Source organism: Chitinophaga sp., assembly GCF_036566945.1.
Classification (GTDB): Bacteria; Bacteroidota; Bacteroidia; order Chitinophagales; family Chitinophagaceae; genus Chitinophaga.
Genome location: NZ_DATCVJ010000276.1, coordinates 1 through 18,075 on the forward strand (window position 1 = coordinate 1; position 18,075 = coordinate 18,075).

15 protein-coding genes and 1 tRNA gene are annotated in these 18,075 nt (G+C 46.4%); 7 read left to right on the top strand and 9 right to left on the bottom strand.

The window, feature by feature from the left end; genetic code table 11:
- Positions 1-41: 41 nt before the first annotated feature.
- The gene (gene murB, locus VIP81_RS08050) at positions 42-1,058 is read right to left on the bottom strand and encodes a UDP-N-acetylmuramate dehydrogenase (RefSeq protein WP_331958205.1); all 1,017 of its coding nucleotides are present in this window, start codon (positions 1,056-1,058) and stop codon (positions 42-44) included.
- Between the two features lie 75 nt (positions 1,059-1,133).
- Between murB and VIP81_RS08055 the strand changes: the two genes are divergently transcribed.
- Positions 1,134-1,796: an oxidoreductase gene (locus VIP81_RS08055; protein ID WP_331958207.1), complete on the top strand. Its 663-nt coding sequence runs from the start codon at positions 1,134-1,136 to the stop codon at positions 1,794-1,796.
- Between the two features lie 32 nt (positions 1,797-1,828).
- A complete protein-coding gene (locus tag VIP81_RS08060) occupies positions 1,829-3,799 on the top strand; it encodes a DUF3857 domain-containing protein (RefSeq protein WP_331958209.1) in 1,971 nt (656 codons plus the stop codon).
- A gap of 4 nt (positions 3,800-3,803) precedes the next feature.
- Here VIP81_RS08060 and priA read toward each other — a convergent pair whose 3' ends face one another.
- From priA to VIP81_RS08075, 3 genes are all read right to left on the bottom strand, one after another.
- Positions 3,804-6,245 carry a replication restart helicase PriA gene (gene priA / locus VIP81_RS08065; protein ID WP_331958211.1) on the bottom strand — a complete coding sequence of 814 codons (2,442 nt, stop codon included), beginning with the start codon at positions 6,243-6,245 and terminating at the stop codon, positions 3,804-3,806.
- A complete protein-coding gene (locus VIP81_RS08070) occupies positions 6,242-7,009 on the bottom strand; it encodes a lysophospholipid acyltransferase family protein (RefSeq protein ID WP_331958213.1) in 768 nt (255 codons plus the stop codon). The genes priA and VIP81_RS08070 overlap by 4 nt, the downstream gene beginning before the upstream one ends.
- Positions 7,010-7,179: 170 nt before the next feature.
- Complete coding sequence (locus tag VIP81_RS08075; RefSeq protein WP_331958215.1) at positions 7,180-7,614, bottom strand: DUF4258 domain-containing protein; 435 nt, start codon at positions 7,612-7,614, stop codon at positions 7,180-7,182.
- 78 nt (positions 7,615-7,692) lie between these two features.
- On the opposite strand from VIP81_RS08075, the gene mtaB reads away from it, so the two are divergent.
- Positions 7,693-8,982 carry a tRNA (N(6)-L-threonylcarbamoyladenosine(37)-C(2))-methylthiotransferase MtaB gene (gene mtaB, locus VIP81_RS08080; protein ID WP_331958217.1) on the top strand — a complete coding sequence of 430 codons (1,290 nt, stop codon included), beginning with the start codon at positions 7,693-7,695 and terminating at the stop codon, positions 8,980-8,982.
- A 117-nt stretch (positions 8,983-9,099) separates the two neighbouring features.
- On the opposite strand, the gene VIP81_RS08085 is transcribed toward mtaB, so the two are convergent.
- From VIP81_RS08085 to VIP81_RS08095, 3 genes are read right to left on the bottom strand one after another with little or no spacing between them, the layout of a single operon-like run.
- Entirely contained in the window at positions 9,100-9,711 is a 612-nt protein-coding gene (locus VIP81_RS08085; protein WP_331958219.1) for a DinB family protein, read from the bottom strand.
- A gap of 54 nt (positions 9,712-9,765) precedes the next feature.
- Positions 9,766-10,404, bottom strand: a complete 639-nt coding sequence (gene aat, locus VIP81_RS08090) for a leucyl/phenylalanyl-tRNA--protein transferase (RefSeq protein ID WP_331958221.1) — start codon at positions 10,402-10,404, stop codon at positions 9,766-9,768.
- Positions 10,405-10,412: 8 nt separating this feature from the next.
- Positions 10,413-10,721, bottom strand: coding sequence for an ATP-dependent Clp protease adaptor ClpS (locus tag VIP81_RS08095; protein ID WP_331958223.1), 309 nt, complete (start codon positions 10,719-10,721; stop codon positions 10,413-10,415).
- A gap of 99 nt (positions 10,722-10,820) precedes the next feature.
- Here VIP81_RS08095 and VIP81_RS08100 point away from each other — a divergent pair, with 99 nt between their 5' ends.
- Positions 10,821-12,962 carry a cation:proton antiporter gene (locus VIP81_RS08100; protein WP_331958225.1) on the top strand — a complete coding sequence of 714 codons (2,142 nt, stop codon included), beginning with the start codon at positions 10,821-10,823 and terminating at the stop codon, positions 12,960-12,962.
- Positions 12,963-13,157: 195 nt separating this feature from the next.
- On the opposite strand, the gene VIP81_RS08105 is transcribed toward VIP81_RS08100, so the two are convergent.
- Positions 13,158-13,232: transfer RNA gene (locus VIP81_RS08105), tRNA-Val, on the bottom strand.
- 479 nt (positions 13,233-13,711) lie between these two features.
- The gene (locus VIP81_RS08110; RefSeq protein ID WP_331958227.1) at positions 13,712-14,653 is read right to left on the bottom strand and encodes a hypothetical protein; all 942 of its coding nucleotides are present in this window, start codon (positions 14,651-14,653) and stop codon (positions 13,712-13,714) included.
- 131 nt (positions 14,654-14,784) lie between these two features.
- On the opposite strand from VIP81_RS08110, the gene VIP81_RS08115 reads away from it, so the two are divergent.
- The 3 genes from VIP81_RS08115 to VIP81_RS08125 all read left to right on the top strand — a co-directional run bounded on the left by VIP81_RS08115 (position 14,785) and on the right by VIP81_RS08125 (position 17,917).
- Positions 14,785-15,444, top strand: coding sequence for a metal-dependent transcriptional regulator (locus VIP81_RS08115; RefSeq protein WP_331958228.1), 660 nt, complete (start codon positions 14,785-14,787; stop codon positions 15,442-15,444).
- A gap of 95 nt (positions 15,445-15,539) precedes the next feature.
- Positions 15,540-17,450: an Nramp family divalent metal transporter gene (locus VIP81_RS08120; protein ID WP_331958230.1), complete on the top strand. Its 1,911-nt coding sequence runs from the start codon at positions 15,540-15,542 to the stop codon at positions 17,448-17,450.
- A 74-nt stretch (positions 17,451-17,524) separates the two neighbouring features.
- Positions 17,525-17,917: a thioesterase family protein gene (locus tag VIP81_RS08125; RefSeq protein WP_331958232.1), complete on the top strand. Its 393-nt coding sequence runs from the start codon at positions 17,525-17,527 to the stop codon at positions 17,915-17,917.
- Positions 17,918-18,075: the final 158 nt, after the last annotated feature.

Here is an 18,075-nt window from a genome sequence, read left to right on the forward strand (position 1 = left end):
CTAAATCAGTATAATCCTGGTAAAGACAAAAAATCGCTTCCTCAAACAATATTCACTTCGCGCTCCAGCAACACACCAAACTTCGCTTCTACACTATCCAGTATCTCCTGCGATAAATCATAAATTTCGTTGCCTTTTGCATGGCCATAATTCACCAGTACCAGCGCCTGTTTGGCATGTACACCGGCATCACCTTTACGGTAGCCTTTCCAGCCACATTGTTCTATTAGCCAGCCAGCCGCCAGTTTAAACTGCTCATTGGCTACGGGGTAAGCCACCAGTTGCGGGAAAGCAGCATGTAGTGCCGTGTATTGTTCTTTACTGATGGTAGGATTTTTAAAGAAGCTGCCGGCATTACCAATCTTCGCAGGATCGGGTAGTTTGGAAGATCGGATATTAATCACCGCCTGGCTGATGGCGGATATTGACAGCTCAGATACATTCATCCGTTGCAGTTCTTCATTGATAGCACCATAGCTGGTATTAAAATGTGGCTGCTTGCTCAAACGATAAGTAACAGATAAGATAGCAAACTGCCCCCGGTATTCTTTTTTGAAAACACTTTCCCGGTAGCCGAAATGACAGTCGGCATTATTGAATGTAACCCGGTGGTTGTCTTGCAGGTGCAAAGCTTCCAGCTCATGAAACACATCTTTTATTTCCACGCCATAAGCGCCAATGTTCTGCATAGGACTGGCGCCTACATTACCAGGTATCAGCGACAGGTTCTCCAGACCGGCCAGTTGAAGGCCAATGCAATGCTGCACAAACTGATGCCAGTTTTCGCCGGCTCCTGCTTTCACATATACGTAGTCGTTATCTTCTTTTACCACGCTGATTCCTTTGATTTCATTCTTCAGCAGCCAACCATTAAAGTCCTGCGTAAACAGGATATTGCTGCCGCCGCCCAGGATCATCTGTGGTAGCTGTTGTACGCGTTGTGCTGCCGTTAACTCCTGCAGTTCTTCTACGGAAGAAAAACCCGCGAAATAACGGGCAGTTGCCTCGATACCAAAAGTATTATATGATTTGAGCAGAACATTTTCTGATACCTGCATAATAACCTAAATTTATGGTCAGCAAAGATAACCGCAAATCAATTAGAAATTTCCATAGCTCATAATCCATTTTTCATGAATAAAACGGCGATTGTCATAGGTGCTACAGGACTAACGGGTACTCATCTTGTGGCCGCGCTGCTGCAAGACCCTTCCTTCAGCAAAGTGAAAATACTGATCCGGCAGCCATGGGCGCATCCCAGACCGGGACTTGAAAGTATCATTGTGGATTTTGATGATGCAGAAAGTCTGGCGGCCGCATTACAGGGCGACGTGCTTTTTTGCTGCATAGGCACTACCATTAAAAAAGCGGGTAGCCAGGAACAATTCAGGGCAGTAGACTATGGCATTCCGGTAAAATGCGCCAGGATAGCGCGTGAACAGGGTGTATCACAGTTGGCACTGATATCGTCCATTGGTGCTAATCCACATTCCCGTGCCTTTTATTTAAGGATTAAAGGAGAAACAGAAGAAGCCGTTCAGGCGATGGGGTTTACTGGTGTATATATTTTCAGACCATCTGTATTAATTGGTACGCGGAATGAGTTCCGCTTAGGTGAATGGCTGGGAAAATTACTTATCCAGCTCTTTTATTTTTTACTACAGGGGAGATGGAAAAAATACCGCGGTATTAAAGCAGCAACCGTTGCCAATGCCATGATAGCCGCTACGAAGCAGGCCAATACAGGTGTCAGTATCTTTGAATCTGATGCCATTCAAAGCATGGGCGCTTCATGAAATCCAGGAAATCAGTCTTATCTTTAGCGCGTATGAAAAAATGGGTCCTTCTTCTGGCTGTTGCAGGTATTGCAATGCTTCCCTGTTCAATACAGGCACAGGTAAACAGTTACTTCCCTGAAATATGGAAAGAAAAGCCAGCATTACATCCGGTCACTACTACCGATCACCCCTATACGATTCTGGATTACCGGCTGGTAAGGGATTTTAATGTAACCCGGCAGGACAAAGCCGATAGCTGGTCACACTATAAAACGATTTACAAAAGTATCAAGATCAATACGCAAGCCGCAGCCGATAGTCTGACGCAACTGATCATGACGATTGAGCGCGACGAATGGATGCGCGGCCTCCGCGTACGGATGCTGTCGCCAAACGGAGAAGTGACCGATCTCAATGATCATATCAGGATGATTGTGCTGAACGACAACCGCAGAGCTGCGGTGGCCAATAACCTGGTACTGCAGCAAGGCGCCGAACTGGAATATGAACTGAGCCTGAAAGTGGGATACGATTATGCAGGCTGTGAATTCCTGCAATCACCACTTCCCTGCAATCATGTAAGCTTCACGCTGGCAGCCCCTAAGGAGCTGGAATTCCGGTTTAAAACTACGCCGGGTGTACCTGCCCCCACCGACAGCCTGGCCGGTAATATCCGCTATTACCAGCTGAATATGCAAAATGTACCAGACCTGCCACCCAATGATCTCTTTAATTACCTCCCGCAGCTCAAACGTATTGACTTTGCACTGCATCAGGCCATAGAGGGGAAAGATACCACCCGCATCACCTGGCAACAGTATGGAGAAGACAGCTATATTCCGCTGGTAGCCGTGTCCAAAGCCGAATACAAACAACTGGAAAAAGAAATGCAGAAGTGGCCGTTCACCCAACAGCGGATGCCCGTTACGCAAATGATTTACCTGGTTGAACAATTTGTAAAAACAAATTTTCAGCTCACACTGCCTGCTGAAACAGGCGAAACCGCGGATATTATTTCCATTCTCAAAAGCAGACGTGCAGAAAAAGCGGGCATGGTCCGCTTATTGAATGCCGTTTACTATATGCTGAACATCCCCACACAAATGCTGTGGACGTCTTCCCGCGATAGCTTATTGCTGGATAGTCAGCTGGTTACCAGGCAACTGGCCCGGAATGTATTACTGTATTTCCCTACCGTACAACAGGCACTGGCACCAACGGATATGAATACACGTTTTCCATGCTATCCGTCATTATGGGCAGGTATCCCCGCCCTCCGCTGCCGCGATACCCTTATGGGGCAGGAAAGCAAAGTACTCACCGACTTCATCACTACACCTATAGTACCCTATACCTCCAGCAACATCACCATGGATGCCACCCTCCAATCCGTCACAGAACCGATTTGGGAAGTGAAGCAATCTTTTGGGGGCTATACCGGCGCGAACATTAAAGCCGCCTTTGGCAACACCGGCCAGACTACAGAAGGGAAATTTAAAATATACAATGCCCTCTTACCCTTTGAGCCGGGCATGAGAAAACCAACAGCGGTGAAAACAGAAAATGAGGTGTTCAATAACCGCATCCTGGATAAACCCGTGTTGTTGAACAGCACACTGAACACGCCATCTCTCGTAGAAAATAAAAATACAGCACTCCATATCCACATTGGTCAACTGTTGGGGGGCACCATGCCCGCAGATCTTCCGCTACCGGAAGGCGCCTTGCCTGTACAAATGTCTTTCCCTTATTACCAGGAAAAAAGAGTCAACATACCCATTCCAGCGGGTTATAAAGTAGATAATAAAGGGGATTTTTCGGCAGATATCAGCGATAAAGGAGCACAACCGGCATTGGGTTATAAAATGCGGTGTGAACAGGACGGCAACATGCTACATATCTTTATTGTAGAGTGGTACCGGCAAACCGACTTATACGGCAGCAGCAAAAGTATATTCGGGCAAATATTACAGCGTATACAAAAGTTGCAACAGCAGGACCTGGTACTGGTGAAAGAGTAGTTTTTTATACGCCATCAACATCCGGTATAATGACTACGGAGCGGAACTTCTTCTCCATTTTCAGTTGTATGATAAACTCCTGCAACACCTGTTTGATATGTGCAATCATCCTGGCTTCGCGGGGTAGTTTAATCAGCATTTCCTGCAGGTAGTTATTGCGTACCCTGGCTACCAATGGTGCTGCAGGGCCCACCAAAGGTGTAGCGATATGTGGTTGCAGCCAGCTGGCGAGAATCTGGGCGGCCTGCTCCGCTACCTGCTGATTTTTATGGCGGATCGTTAGTTTCAGTAAACGGAAAAACGGAGGATAACCAAACACCTGTCTCTCTTCAATTTCAGCGGCATACATGGCTTTGTAATCATGTGCCATTACATAATGCAACACCGGATGCCGCGTGTTGCTGGCCTGTATCAATACTTTACCCATGCCGTGTTTACGACCGGCACGGCCACTCACCTGCTCCATCAGCTGAAACGCCCTTTCGTTTACCCGGAAATCGGGAAAGCCCAGTAAGTTGTCCGCGCTCAGGATACCTACCAGGTTTACGTTTTCAAAATCAAGTCCTTTCACCACCATCTGGGTACCTACGAGTATATCAATACTGCGTTCCTCCAGCAGCTGGATCAGTTTATTATGACTGTCCTTATTCCGGATGGAATCCATGTCCATTCGGGCGATACGGGCTTCCGGAAAAATCAGTTGCAGATCATCTTCAATTTTTTCTGTACCAAAACTTTTAGGTTCCAGCGTTTGAGAGCCGCAAGCCACACAGGTATGCACGTATGGATAACGTGTACCGCAGTAATGGCAGGTAAGCTTATCCTGGTTACGATGATAAGTCAGTGATACATCACATTGCTTGCAATGCGGAATGGTACCGCAGGTAGTGCAGAGCAGGAAAGGCGCATATCCACGGCGGTTCTGAAACAGGATCACCTGTTTACCATCCGTCATGCTTTGCCCAATGGCCATCTTCAACGCTTCCGTGAAATTGCCATCCATGGTCTTTTCCGCCATTTCCTTTTTGATGTCTACTATTTCAATAGCAGGCATTTCCACCCCACCGAAACGCTCATTCAGTTCTACCAGTCCGTACTTCCCCTGTTGCGCATTATAATACGATTCCAGAGACGGTGTGGCGGAACCCAGCAGCACTTTAGCTTTGAACAGGCCTGCATAATAAATCGCCGCATCTCTTGCATGGTAGCGGGGAGCAGGGTCCTGTTGTTTGTAGGAAGAATCATGTTCTTCATCGAGGATGATCAGACCCAGGTCTTTAAACGGCAGCAACAAGCTGGACCGTGCGCCCAGTATGATTTGTATCTCCCCATTTTTTACCTTGTTCCATATTTCCACCCGTTCGTTATTATTAAAACGGGAGTGATAGATGCCAATACTGCTGCCAAAATGTTTCTGCAGACGGCGGATGATTTGTGCAGTCAGGCCAATTTCAGGCAACAGGTAGAGGACTTGTTTTCCGGTAGCCAGACATTCTTCCATCATCTTCACATATACCTGTGTTTTACCGCTGGAAGTGACGCCATGCAACAGTGTTACCTGTTTTTCTTTAAAGTGGGTACGTACTTCCGCGAGTGCTGTTTCCTGCGCCGGGCTCAGGTCAAAGTCGATCTGTGTATCTACCTTACCGGTGGGGATACGATCTACCGTGCGTTTTTCTACCCAGAGAATATTTTTATCTACCAGTCCTTTCAGTTGTGCCGTAGTAGCACCGGACTTTTTGAGTAATTCGTTTTGTAATACGCTGCCTTGTGTTTTCAGTAAATGAAGGTAGGCCAGCAGCAGTTCCATTTGTTTGGGTGCGCGGCCCATATCATTGAACAGTGCCGCCAGTTGCGCTTCTTCCTGGTATTCGGCGTGCAGTTGCACATAATTTTCTTTCTTTTCTCTATATACTTCTTTTAACTCTTCATATACCAGCAGTACTTTTTTCTCTATCAGTTTTTTGATGACAGAGTATACTTCTGATTTATCGAGGATCATCTGGACTTCTTCAATACGCAGTTCTTTGCGGATATGCAATGCTTCTGCGATGAGGTATTCGTCATCATCCAGTGCAGTAAAATCATCGCCATAGGCATCGTTGAATAACAGCAATGTTTCGCTGGAAAGCTTGAGGTGAGCGGGCAAAGCAGCATTCAGCACCTCTCCTTCGGTGCACATATAATAGGAGGCCACCCAGGTCCAGAAGGCTAACTGTGTAGGATATACGACAGGCTCTGCATCCAGCATATCCAGCAGGGGCTTTGTTTTATAGGGAGGCGCCTGTTCGGATATTGTTTTTACAATGCCGGCATATTTCTTTTGTTTACCCAGTTGTACTGCTACACGACTTCCGACTTTGAGGGCGGATTCCATGTTTTCAGGCACAGCGTATGTATAGTTTCTGGGTAAAGCCAATGGCAATATTACATCTGCGTACTTCATCCTATCGGCTGCAGGGTTGGATATTTATGATACTTGCGTAATTCGGTGTCCATTACATCAAACACCTGTTGTTTGAGGGTATTAATATCTTCCAGTGTCATTCCTTTTACGGGGATAGCCGGCAGGAATACCACGCGGCATTTGCCCGGGCTGATGTGCATAGGGCCTTTATGCGGTAAGCGGTGGCCTGCATCCAGGTACAGCACCGGCTTAATAGGCATCTGTAATTCAATGGCCATACGGAAAGCGCCGTTGTGAAAAGGCCGCAGGGGCTGATCACTTTCGTTCGTAGTGCCTTCCGGAAATACGAGTATCGAAATACCGGCTTTCAGCGCCGTCATCATTTCACGTACACTTCTGGCTCTGGCAGCTGCATTGGAGCGATCTACCGGTACCACTGAATTTTTATAGATAAATCCGAAAAAAGGAATCTTAGACATTTCCACTTTCCCCAAAGGACGGAAAGGGAGGCGCATTACTTTTACCGCGATGGCCGCATCCAGGTAAGAGCGGTGGTTCACCACATAAATACAGGGATCGTTGTCGCGTTCACATTCATACTTACGGGTTACCCACATGCCTACCAGCGGAAACCAGGTATGGGCCCAGAAACGCAGGAAATAAAAGATAATGTTTCCACCCTTCTGCCTGCCCAGTAAAGAGGCCAGGAAAATGGGCGGTAATATTAAAAACATAATTCCCAGGAAAGTGGCAGCGGCGTATATCACATAAATAACACGCAACGGCTTCAATAGAAAATTCATAAACGCCTCTCAATTATGGCGGAAAACTACGACAAAATGAGGAAAGCAGAAAGCGGAAAGCAAAAAGCAAAAAGCTATTGAAGCGAATGATTAAAGCGAAAAGTCAATATCGCTTAGGTCATTCGCTTCAATAGCTTTTTGCTTTTTGCTTTTTGCTTTCGGCTTTTCGCTCACTCGCAATTACAACTCCAGTCTTTATCCAGGTCTATACAAGTGATAACTTTGGCATTTTCTTTATCGCAAGGGGCGAAAACGACCCGCAGGTGTTGTCCTTCGCTGGAATATCCCTCCAGTGCGTAGGTTGGGCATGGGCGGTCAGCAGGATTGGATTTTTCGGCGTTAATTTCGCCGGCTGCCAGAATTTCCAGCACCTCTGCCTTTGTCACCTGGCGGCAACCCATCCGACAAATGGCATGCTTAGTATATTCCAGGTGAGCGTGCCGGTTAATGGTTTCTCCGGCAATGGCGGGCTGACTAACAGCTCCGCGGGCAACTACCGGCCTGCTACCAGGAGCTGGGGGTACATCGGAGTCCTTCCACCACCGCTGATGCCAGCCGGCCAGCAGCAATAGTGATAAGAGTAAAACCGGAAGATATTTTTGCATGGACTTCATAAAACAATAGAACGCCGCGCAAAATAGTCAAAATTCCTTACCTAACTATGACATAAAAAGTTCCTACCTTTGCCTCCCTTTATGGAACAGGTAAAAACAGTAGCATTTCATACACTCGGCTGTAAGCTGAATTTTTCAGAAACCTCCACTTTGAGCAGGTTGCTGGAACAGGATGGGTTTGTAAAAACGGAATTTGATAATACAGCAGATGTATATGTTATCAATACCTGTTCGGTAACAGACAATGCTGATAAGGAATGCCGTATGCTGGTACGCCGCATACAGCGCCGCGCACCGGGTAGCATGGTAGTCATTACCGGTTGCTATGCCCAGCTGAAACCGGAAGAAATTGCCTCCATAGAAGGCGTGGACCTGGTATTAGGCGCAGCTGAAAAATTTAATATCGCAGCACACCTCAAAACACTCACCAAGGGAGACAGCACCAAAATCTGCTCCTGCGACATTGAGGACGTCAATAGTTTTCATGCTTCTTATTCCCTGAACGACCGCACCCGTACTTTCCTGAAAGTACAGGATGGCTGTGACTATACCTGCGCTTTCTGCACCATTCCCATGGCCAGAGGTAAAAGCCGCAGTGATAGTGTTGCCAATGTGGTGGAACATGCCCATACACTGGCTGCTACCGGCGTAAAAGAAATTGTACTCACCGGTGTAAACCTCGGTGATTTCGGAAAAGGCTTTGAAGGCGGCAAGAAACGAGAAGAATCATTTTTTGAACTGGCACAGGCATTAGATAACGTAGCAGGCATTTCCCGCTACCGCATCTCTTCTATAGAACCAAATCTGCTGACGAATGAGATCATCGAATTTGTGGCGAACAGCCGTAAGTTTATGCCTCATTTTCATATTCCGTTACAAAGCGGCAGCAATGATATCCTCGGCCTCATGCGCCGCCGCTATCGCCGTGAACTATACGCAGAAAAAGTAGCACTGATCAAACAATTCATGCCACACTGCGCCATAGGCGTAGACGTGATCGTAGGTTTTCCTTCCGAAAGTGATGCACACTTCCGGGAAACGTACGACTTCCTGAATGAACTGGATGTATCTTATCTCCATGTGTTCACCTACTCTGAACGCGCCAATACACATGCACTGGAAATAAAACCGGTAGTACCTGTCCACATCCGTAATGAACGCAACAAAATGCTGCGTAACCTCAGTCATAAAAAACAACAGTTCTTCAACGAACAACACCTCGGTGAAACGAGGAAAGTATTGTTTGAATCACTGGGTAAAGACGGTATGATGGAAGGTTACACAGATAACTATGTGAAAGTAACCACGCCTTTCCGTCAGGAATGGCATAATCAGATTATAGACTGGGAATTGCGGTAAAGCTGAAGGCTTAACGCAGAAAGCAAAAAGCTATTGAAGCGAATGAACAGAGCGGAAATTATACTTCCCTGATCATTCGCTTCAATAGCTTTCTGCTTTTTGCCTTCTGCTTTCCGCTTACTTCGGGAATCCCGGATCTGCCTTCACTTCTTCCAGCTGTTGCGTATGCCTGTTGGTATGCGCAGCATCCAGCAATAAGAGCTGATACGCATCAATGGGGCCTAATACCGGATGATCCATCACATGATTACGCAGGTCATCATTCGTATTGGTCACGTATTCAATGAGCTTATCCCTGGATTCTGTAAAATTCTTAATGGCTTCTGCGTTGGAAGAGTAGTTGTGTTTAGGTATTCCGTATTCCGGCGCTTTCACCTTATGGCTGCGGTCTTCCACATTCTTGATGATCTGTTCATCCGTAGTTTTTATTTCCTTCCTTTTGTCAGGATTGGCGGGTTGCTGCACCAGGTGCTGCTCTCCATCCACAATAGCTTTTTCTATCAGTGTAATATGCTCTACACATTCAATCACTGACCAGCGATCGGGCGCTGTTTTGTATTCCAGCTGTGCATCCGTGAGTCCCTGAACATCTTTCAGGAGATTGTCTTTGGTTTGCTGCAGTTGGTTAATGAGTAGTGTTTTATCTTCCTTTACTGTTTTCACAGCAGGACCCGGAGCTATAAAGCCGGTAAACGTTGCAACGGACAGCAACAGCCATAATTTTTTCATCGTGGATAAATTTAAGTGCCAGAAAAACTTGGAGTTGATAAGTAGTCAGGTAAGTTACGAAAAACCGATGATCTCCAGAAATTCTTCGCGGGTAATAAAACCAGCGCCCAAAGAGGCCAGATGGGTGGTGTGTACCTGGCAATCGATCATTTTTAATTCATGTGCATAAGTTTGCACAAAGGTGATAAAGGCTGCTTTAGATGCATTACTCACATCCGCAAACATCGATTCCCCAAAGAAGAAAGCGCCGGTTTTGACGCCATAGAGGCCGCCTACCAACTGATCGTTCTGCCAACATTCTACCGACATGGCATAACCGGCTTTGTGTAAACGGATATAGGCCGCCTGCATTTCAGGCGTAATCCAGGTGCCGGTTTGGCCCTCGCGTGGAATGCTGCTGCAGCGGGCTATTACAGCGGCAAAATTTTCATTGAAGGAAATACGGAATAGTTGTTTGCGCAGCACCTGTTTCATGCTGGCAGATACTTTCAGTTCATCGGGGAATAATACGAAGCGGGGATCTGGACTCCACCACAGGATAGGTGGTTCATCATACCAGGGGAAAATACCAGAGCGATAGGCCAGTAACAATCTATCTACAGATAAATCACCACCCACAGCAAGTAAACCGTCTGGCTCAGAGAGCTGTACAGGAGGAAATATTAATTGTTTGTTAAGGCGAAAAACGGACATATCCGGGATCAGCTACCTGCCATTTCTTCAATTGTAACACTCAGCCCTCTTTCCTGCAAAGCTTCACATAAAGGGCGCAGTTTGGTGTATTCTCCCTGTTTCACGGCATATTTCCCATTGAAATGAATGATCAGGGCGCATTGTTCTGCCTGCTCATGTGTATGTCCGCAAACCTCCATCAGGGAAGATATGACCCAATCAAATGTATTTACCTCATCATTCCAGACTACCAGGCTAAACGGATATTGTTCATCTTCCGCTACCAGCACGTCTACCTCTTCCTCGGGTAATCCTTTTGTACTTGTACGATCGCTCATCTTTTAAAAAAGCTTTACACAAAATTACATGGATTATTCGTTAATTTATCCATATTTAAAGCTGGAGTTACTGATTTTGGAATACAAAAAATGGTTATAATGAAAGGACTGGTTTTACTGATGGATACGAATTTACCGCTGAAAGATCCTGTACCGATCTTTTCGCTGGTATTGTTTATAATACTGCTGGCGCCTATTCTCCTGCGTAAGCTGAGGATACCGAGTATTATAGGGTTGATTATAGCGGGCATGCTGATAGGAGACCATGGCTTCAAAATCATTGAAAAGGGCAGTATTGACCTCTTTGCCAAAGCAGGATTACTATATATCATGTTCCTGGCGGGCCTGGAACTGGACATGACGGAGTTTCGCAAGAATCGCTACCGCAGTATGGTGTTCGGGGCCTTTACTTTTTTCATACCGCTGATCATGGGATTTGTGGTATGTACGTATGTGTTACATTTCAATTTTATGGCTACGCTGCTGGTTTCCAGCATGTTTGCCACCCATACACTGGTGGCTTATCCGCTGGCCAGCAGGCTGGGGATCACTAAAAACGAGGCGGTTACCGTAGCCGTAGGCGGCACAATTATCACCGATACGGCCGTATTACTCATACTGGCCATCATCACCGGGGCGCAGGCGGGCAACCTGAATACTTATTTCTGGGTGCGTTTGGGCATTTCCCTGACCATTTTTGCCGTTATTATCCTCTGGCTGATGCCAATGCTTGGCAGGTGGTTTTTTAAGAAAATAAAGGACGATAAAACCTCTCATTTCATATTTGTGCTGGCATTGGTATTCGCTGCTGCATTTTTAGCCGAGCTGGCGGGCGTAGAAGGTATTATAGGCGCGTTTCTGGCCGGGCTGGCACTGAACCAGCTGATACCACACACCTCCCCGTTAATGAACCGTATTGAATTTGTAGGCAATGCCCTGTTTATTCCATTTTTCCTGATCAGCGTGGGCATGCTGGTGGATCTGCGGGTATTACTCAAAGGGCCTGATGCACTCATTATTGCCGGCGCGCTTACCATCATGGCACTCAGCAGCAAATGGCTGGCAGCATTTTTTACCCAGCTGAGTTTTAAATACAGCCCTACACAACGCAACGTAATATTTGGCTTGAGCAGCGCCCATGCGGCCGCTACCATCGCTGTGATACTCATTGGCTATAATATGGGCATCGTGGATGAACATGTACTCAACGGTACCGTTATCCTCATCCTGATTACCTGCCTCGTTGGTTCTTTTGTAACAGAAAATGCAGGTCGCCGGCTGGCCATCCAGGAAGCAGAAAGCAAGCCGGAAGCACCCGAACAGCCGGAGCGTATATTGGTACCCGTGTCCAATCCCGACCGCATTGAAGCACTGCTGGATTTTGCCGTCATGATCAAGGACACCAGCGCTTCTACGCCCATTTATCCGCTGGCCGTAGTACAGGATAATGAAGAAGCCAAAGAAAAAATACACCTCACCAATAAAATGCTGGAAAAGGCGGTCATTCATGCCGCTGCCACCGAAAGTAGTGTGCAGGTAGTAACCCGTGTAGACCTGAACGTATCTGACGGTATTACCCGCGCCACCAAAGAATTACTGATCAGTGATGTAATATTGGGCTGGACAGACCGGACCAGCACCACCGACCGCTGGCTGGGCAACATCTTTGGTACTACACTCGATAACGTTTTGCAGCGCGTGTGGGAAACTGTATATGTATGTAACTTTCATTCCCCACTCAATACCACTAAAAAAATGGTGCTGGTAATGCCGCCCAATGCCGAGTACGAACTGGGCTTCCTGCATTACCTGCAAAAAATGTTTATGCTGGCCAAACAGGCGGGCGCCAGGCTATTGGTATTTTGTAATGCCAAAACACAAACCATTACAGAAGCCTTTGCGGAAAAATCCAAAATGAGTGTAGACCTCAGCTTCCGTCAGTTTGATACCATAGAAGATTTCCTGATTCTATCCAGAGAAATTACCCGCGACGACCTCGTAGTGGTGATCACCGCCCGTAAAAGCACGCTCTCCTATCATGCGTACATGGATGGCATTCCGGCTAAATTAGAACGTCATTTTAAAGATAATAATGTGATCCTCTTATATCCGGAACAAAGGGAATTTAACTCCCTGGAAGCGGGGCTGCAACCGGAAGATCTGACGCTGGCGCCTATTCAGGAACAAATTGCGAATCTGAATAAACTGGGTAAAGCCGTGAAGAGGATATTTAAGAAGTAGCTATTAGCTATTAGCTTTTAGCTTTTAGCTTTTAGCAAAATGCAGCGAATAATAAATGCAGCGGAGATAAAAACGGAGTAGTAAAATACTTTCCGCTAATATCTCCGCTGCATTTTTGCTAAAAGCTAATAGCTAACTGCTAAAAGCTAAAAAGGTCCCGCATTTCTGCAGGACCTTTTCAATTTGTGTGTAGTGTGGGAGCTACTGGATTCGAACCAGTGACCCTCTGCTTGTAAGGCAGATGCTCTGAACCAGCTGAGCTAAGCTCCCTTTTTGTTTCTTACCGATCGTCCCTTTTGTTCGATGGGATTGCAAAGGTATAAACTATTCTTATTCTACCAAATATTTTTTGAAAAAAGAGAAAAAAAGGAAGTGAGCGAACTTCACCCGACAGGCATTAACCCCTTTACCAACAGCTATTTCAGAAAAAATAAAAATTCAATTTCACGCCATAAAAAAGTGCGCACGATTTTGCACTTACATATATTTTGCATCAATAATGTGCAGGTAAGACAACTGTTTAGGAAGATGAAAAAGAACCGGTTAAAAATGTAAATGCGGAAGTTGGGGACAATGATACAGATCCGGATTCTTCATCCTTTTGCGGCTATGTCGGCCCCTCCACTACCGTACCTGGCTCCCCACCCATTTGCCGGTCGCCGCCCAATGACTTGCATGCCCAAAATAAAACAGGGCCCACCTTTAACGGTCAGCCCTGTTGGAAATATTATCCGTTTATCAGCCATCGCTTACTTCTTTTTCTTCTTTTCGGCTTTCTTCGTAAATCCGCCTTCAAAGAAACATTTGATGCCTCTGTATGCGCCACAGCCGCCAATTTCACGGATGTTTACGCGACCGGCAGAAAACTGAAAAGCAATACCGCAGGAAGATTCTTTGTCTTTATACTCTCCCCTGTTACCAGCTAAATAATGACCTTTACCGCTCAATTCTCCTTTGCAGTTGCCATTATCCTTTGTGAAAGTGATAAAGAACTGGAAGGATTTTCCATCTTCTCCATCCCGGATAGACACAATATTCATATCACCGGAAGTATAATCACCGGAAAATTTATTCTTGCGGGGCAGGGTATCAATGGGATTGAAGATCTGTCCGGCATTCGTTGGGCCATTAGAGTTAGTCATAATGAGCGTCACGCTGCCATCTGCATTCACCATATAAAAATCCTCTTTCAGCGCGCTGCGGCTGTCGGAGAGCCTTTTCTCACTGCTGATCTTAATCACATTCTTGCTGTCCAGCTGCAACGACATCAAGGTTCCATCGGGGCTACCGGTATTGGCTACACGGATGCGGTTCAGGTATTTCCCTTTCTTGTCCAGGAAACAGATATAACCTACTGACTGCGATCTTCCCACCGCTTTTACCACCACGTAATTCACCGGGTTACCAGGAATCCATTGCAGTGGAAAGTAGCCTACCCGTTCACTTTTGGAGAAATCCCCTTTGGTCAATGTATCTGTTAAAAACCGCATGGCCGCGGTGTCCAGCGACAGGGAGTCAGCTGTTTTCAGCTGCAGCGTATCTGCCGAGAGCTTATATGGCAGCGTGCCAGGCGTAAATAATGCCTGGAAGTCTTCAAATGTCATCGGCTCATCACCGCCACCTGATTTCTTTTTCGATTTGCAGGCTGCTAAAACACCAATTGCCAGTAATAATAAAAGGAAACGCTTCATTAGAAAAGTTAGTTCTGGGCGAAAAGTTAGATATAATTTTTATATGTGAGCGCTAAAAATCAAAAAACATACCGGATAGGAAAAAGTTCAGATTTATTATTTAGATTTGTCTAAATAATATTTTAGATAGCATGAATTTATCGGTGGCAGAGGAAAACTATATCAAGTCCATTTATAAACTACAGGAAGGCGATGTTGCAGTCAGTACAAATGCCCTGGCCTATGAGCTGGACACCAAACCGGCATCGGTAACAGACATGGCAAAAAAGCTGAAAGAGAAAAAGCTGATCGAATATGAAAAATACCAGGGTATTATCCTATCTCCCGAAGGCAGAAAAGCAGCATTACAAATTGTAAGACGTCATCGCCTGTGGGAATGCTTCCTGGTAGATAAACTGTCTTTCAGCTGGGAAGAGGTACATGAACTGGCGGAAGAACTGGAACATGTGCGCAGTGAAAAGCTCACCAACCGGCTCAGTGACTTCCTGGGCAATCCCGTGATAGACCCACATGGTGACCCTATTCCGGATGCCAACGGTAAATTGGCCAAACCACGACCACAAACCTCGCTGGATCAGGCCAATGCCAAAAGACTGGTAGTAACAGCTGTTACCGACCAATCAACGGCCCTCCTCGCCTACCTCAATGCCAAAGGCATTAAACTGGGCACCCAACTGGAAATTATAGCGCATTACGAATACGACAACTCTATTGAAATAAAACTGAAACAACAGCCGGCGATCACCATTAGTGAACAGGTAGCTAAACACATTATGGTAAGACCCGTTTAAATGAATTACAAATTACGAATTACGGGAAGACAATAGACGCGCAAATCTACCCACAAATCCGTAATTCGTAATTCGTAATTCGTAATTCCAATACTATGAGCATCGAACACACACATTCATCAGCATCGTTAAGTGAGGTACATCAGAGTGTAGAAACCAGTGGAAAATCCAAATGGAAAAAAATATTTGCCTTCTTTGGGCCGGCCTACCTGGTAAGTGTAGGCTATATGGACCCCGGCAACTGGGCCACAGATCTGGCCGGCGGTAGTCAATATGGATATAAACTACTTTGGGTACTCCTCATGAGTAACCTGATGGCCTTACTGTTACAAAGTCTCAGCGCCCGCCTGGGCATTGTACGCGGCCGGGACCTTGCACAGGCCAACCGCGAAACCTACCCTCCTGTTATCAATTTTATTTTATACGTACTGGCAGAAATTGCCATCGCCGCCACCGACCTGGCAGAAGTACTGGGTATGGCCATCGGTATTCAGTTACTCACGGGCCTCCCACTCATATGGGGCGTGAGTCTTACCGTACTCGATACTTTCCTCCTGCTGATCCTGCAACGATACGGCATCCGTAAAATGGAAGGATTTATCATTTCTTTGGTAGCTATTGTAGGTGCGTCTTTCCTGGTAGAACTTATTCTCGTGAAGCCACAAATGGGCGAAGTGGTGAAAGGCTTCATCCCCTCCATTCCCGATAATACGGCCCTGTATATCGCGATCGGTATTATAGGCGCCACCGTGATGCCGCATAACCTCTACCTCCATTCTGCCCTGGTACAAACCAGGAAAATAAAAAGAGATGATGCCGGCATTAAGCAGGCCATCCGCATGAACTTCCTGGATAGCACCATTGCCCTTAACCTCGCATTCCTCGTCAATGCCGCCATACTAATTCTGGCTGCCGCCGTATTTTATAAAAGCGGCCGTACAGATGTTGCGGAAATACAAGACGCACACCGGCTACTGGATCAGCTGCTGGGTAGCAAACTGGCTCCTATACTCTTTGCCGTGGCATTAATTGCCGCCGGACAAAGTTCTACTGTTACCGGTACCCTCGCAGGACAAATAGTCATGGAAGGCTATCTGCGCCTGCGTATCAATCCCTGGTTGCGCCGGCTCATTACCAGGCTGCTCGCCATCATCCCCGCTTTACTCACTATCATTATTGCGGGCGACAAAGAAGTAGGCGCCCTGCTGGTATTCAGTCAGGTGTTACTCAGTCTGCAACTGGGCTTTGCCATTATTCCGCTCATTCATTTTGTCAGCGATAAAAAAACCATGGGCATCTTTGCCATCTCTACTACCACCAAAATTTTCAGTTGGGCAGTCACCATTTTATTGGTGTACCTTAATATGCGGATGGTATTTACTGAAGCCATCGGCTATATGACCGGCACAGGAAATATTTTGGTAGATGGTCTTATACTGGCAGGTTGCGCCGGATTCATCGTATTGCTTTTCATCACCATCATTTATCCGCTGCGCAGACGCTATCGCGAAGATGCCGCCGCAGGTATCCATACCACCCAGGTATCTCTGGGCGACATGGAAAAACCTGTTTACCACCGCATTGCCATGGCGCTCGACTTCACTACCAAAGACCGTGAAATTGTGACCAACGCCATTGCTCACGGTAACGAACATACGGAGTATATACTTATTCATATTGTAGAAAGCGCCTCCGCCAAATACTTCGGCCATGATTCCGATGACCTCGAAACACGCCGTGATCAGGAACAGCTGGACACCTATCTGGCACTGCTGAAAAGCCGTAATATCACCGCCAAAGGCGTACTCGGTTTTCGCAGACGTGCCCGGGAAATTGCCCGCATCGTACAAGAAGAAAAAGCCGATTTCCTCGTGCTCGGCGGACATGGACATAAAGGGTTCAAAGACTGGCTGTATGGAGAAACGGCCAACCAGGTAAGGCACCAGGTAAAAGTGCCGGTACTGGTGGTACAGTGGTACCAGGAAGCAGGAAAAACAAAGGATTAAGCAGCCACTTATAGCGGGTACATGATAGGTGTACCCGCAACATACCTTCTTTTCTACATTCAACACACCTGCTTATGCAGCATCTCTTTAAACCCGGTGATACCAGGCATTTCAGCCGCATTGTCCGTACAGAAGATTGCGCCAGCTTCGACAGCGGCAACGTACATCCTGTTTATGCCACCTTTGCATTGGCAAGAGATGCAGAATGGTGCTGCCGTTTGTTTGTACTGGAAATGAAAGACGATACCGAAGAAGGCATAGGCAGCAAGCTCACGATAGACCATCTGTCGCCCGCTCTGGTAGGCGCCGAAGTAACATTTACCGCTACCATCACCCATATACATCATCATGAAATTACCTGCAGTTACGAAGCCGTATCCGGTGGAAGACTGATCGCCAGCGGAATACAGGTGCAAAAGATCCTACAGAAAGAAAAACTGGAACGGCTGTTTGCAGGGTTAACGTGATTTTTTGTCTTACTCAGGATTATACTGATGTAGATGATTTTCCGGATTTTGTTTTTCAGAATTAAAAAAAAGATTAGCGAAGACAGATGCGGATATCCACGTCAGTCTTCGCTAATCTTTTTTAAATCCTATAAAATCAAAAAGTAAAAATCCGGGAA

Bases quoted from the DNA above. Each gene is read 5' to 3' on its own strand.
- murB (WP_331958205.1), bottom strand. From the start codon at position 1,058: ATGCAGGTATCAGAAAATGTTCTGCTCAAATCATATAATACTTTTGGT.
- VIP81_RS08055 (WP_331958207.1), top strand. From the start codon at position 1,134: ATGAATAAAACGGCGATTGTCATAGGTGCTACAGGACTAACGGGTACT.
- VIP81_RS08060 (WP_331958209.1), top strand. From the start codon at position 1,829: ATGAAAAAATGGGTCCTTCTTCTGGCTGTTGCAGGTATTGCAATGCTT.
- priA (WP_331958211.1), bottom strand. From the start codon at position 6,245: ATGAAGTACGCAGATGTAATATTGCCATTGGCTTTACCCAGAAACTAT.
- VIP81_RS08070 (WP_331958213.1), bottom strand. From the start codon at position 7,009: ATGAATTTTCTATTGAAGCCGTTGCGTGTTATTTATGTGATATACGCC.
- VIP81_RS08075 (WP_331958215.1), bottom strand. From the start codon at position 7,614: ATGCAAAAATATCTTCCGGTTTTACTCTTATCACTATTGCTGCTGGCC.
- VIP81_RS08085 (WP_331958219.1), bottom strand. From the start codon at position 9,711: ATGAAAAAATTATGGCTGTTGCTGTCCGTTGCAACGTTTACCGGCTTT.
- aat (WP_331958221.1), bottom strand. From the start codon at position 10,404: ATGTCCGTTTTTCGCCTTAACAAACAATTAATATTTCCTCCTGTACAG.
- VIP81_RS08095 (WP_331958223.1), bottom strand. From the start codon at position 10,721: ATGAGCGATCGTACAAGTACAAAAGGATTACCCGAGGAAGAGGTAGAC.
- VIP81_RS08100 (WP_331958225.1), top strand. From the start codon at position 10,821: ATGAAAGGACTGGTTTTACTGATGGATACGAATTTACCGCTGAAAGAT.
- VIP81_RS08110 (WP_331958227.1), bottom strand. From the start codon at position 14,653: ATGAAGCGTTTCCTTTTATTATTACTGGCAATTGGTGTTTTAGCAGCC.
- VIP81_RS08115 (WP_331958228.1), top strand. From the start codon at position 14,785: ATGAATTTATCGGTGGCAGAGGAAAACTATATCAAGTCCATTTATAAA.
- VIP81_RS08120 (WP_331958230.1), top strand. From the start codon at position 15,540: ATGAGCATCGAACACACACATTCATCAGCATCGTTAAGTGAGGTACAT.
- VIP81_RS08125 (WP_331958232.1), top strand. From the start codon at position 17,525: ATGCAGCATCTCTTTAAACCCGGTGATACCAGGCATTTCAGCCGCATT.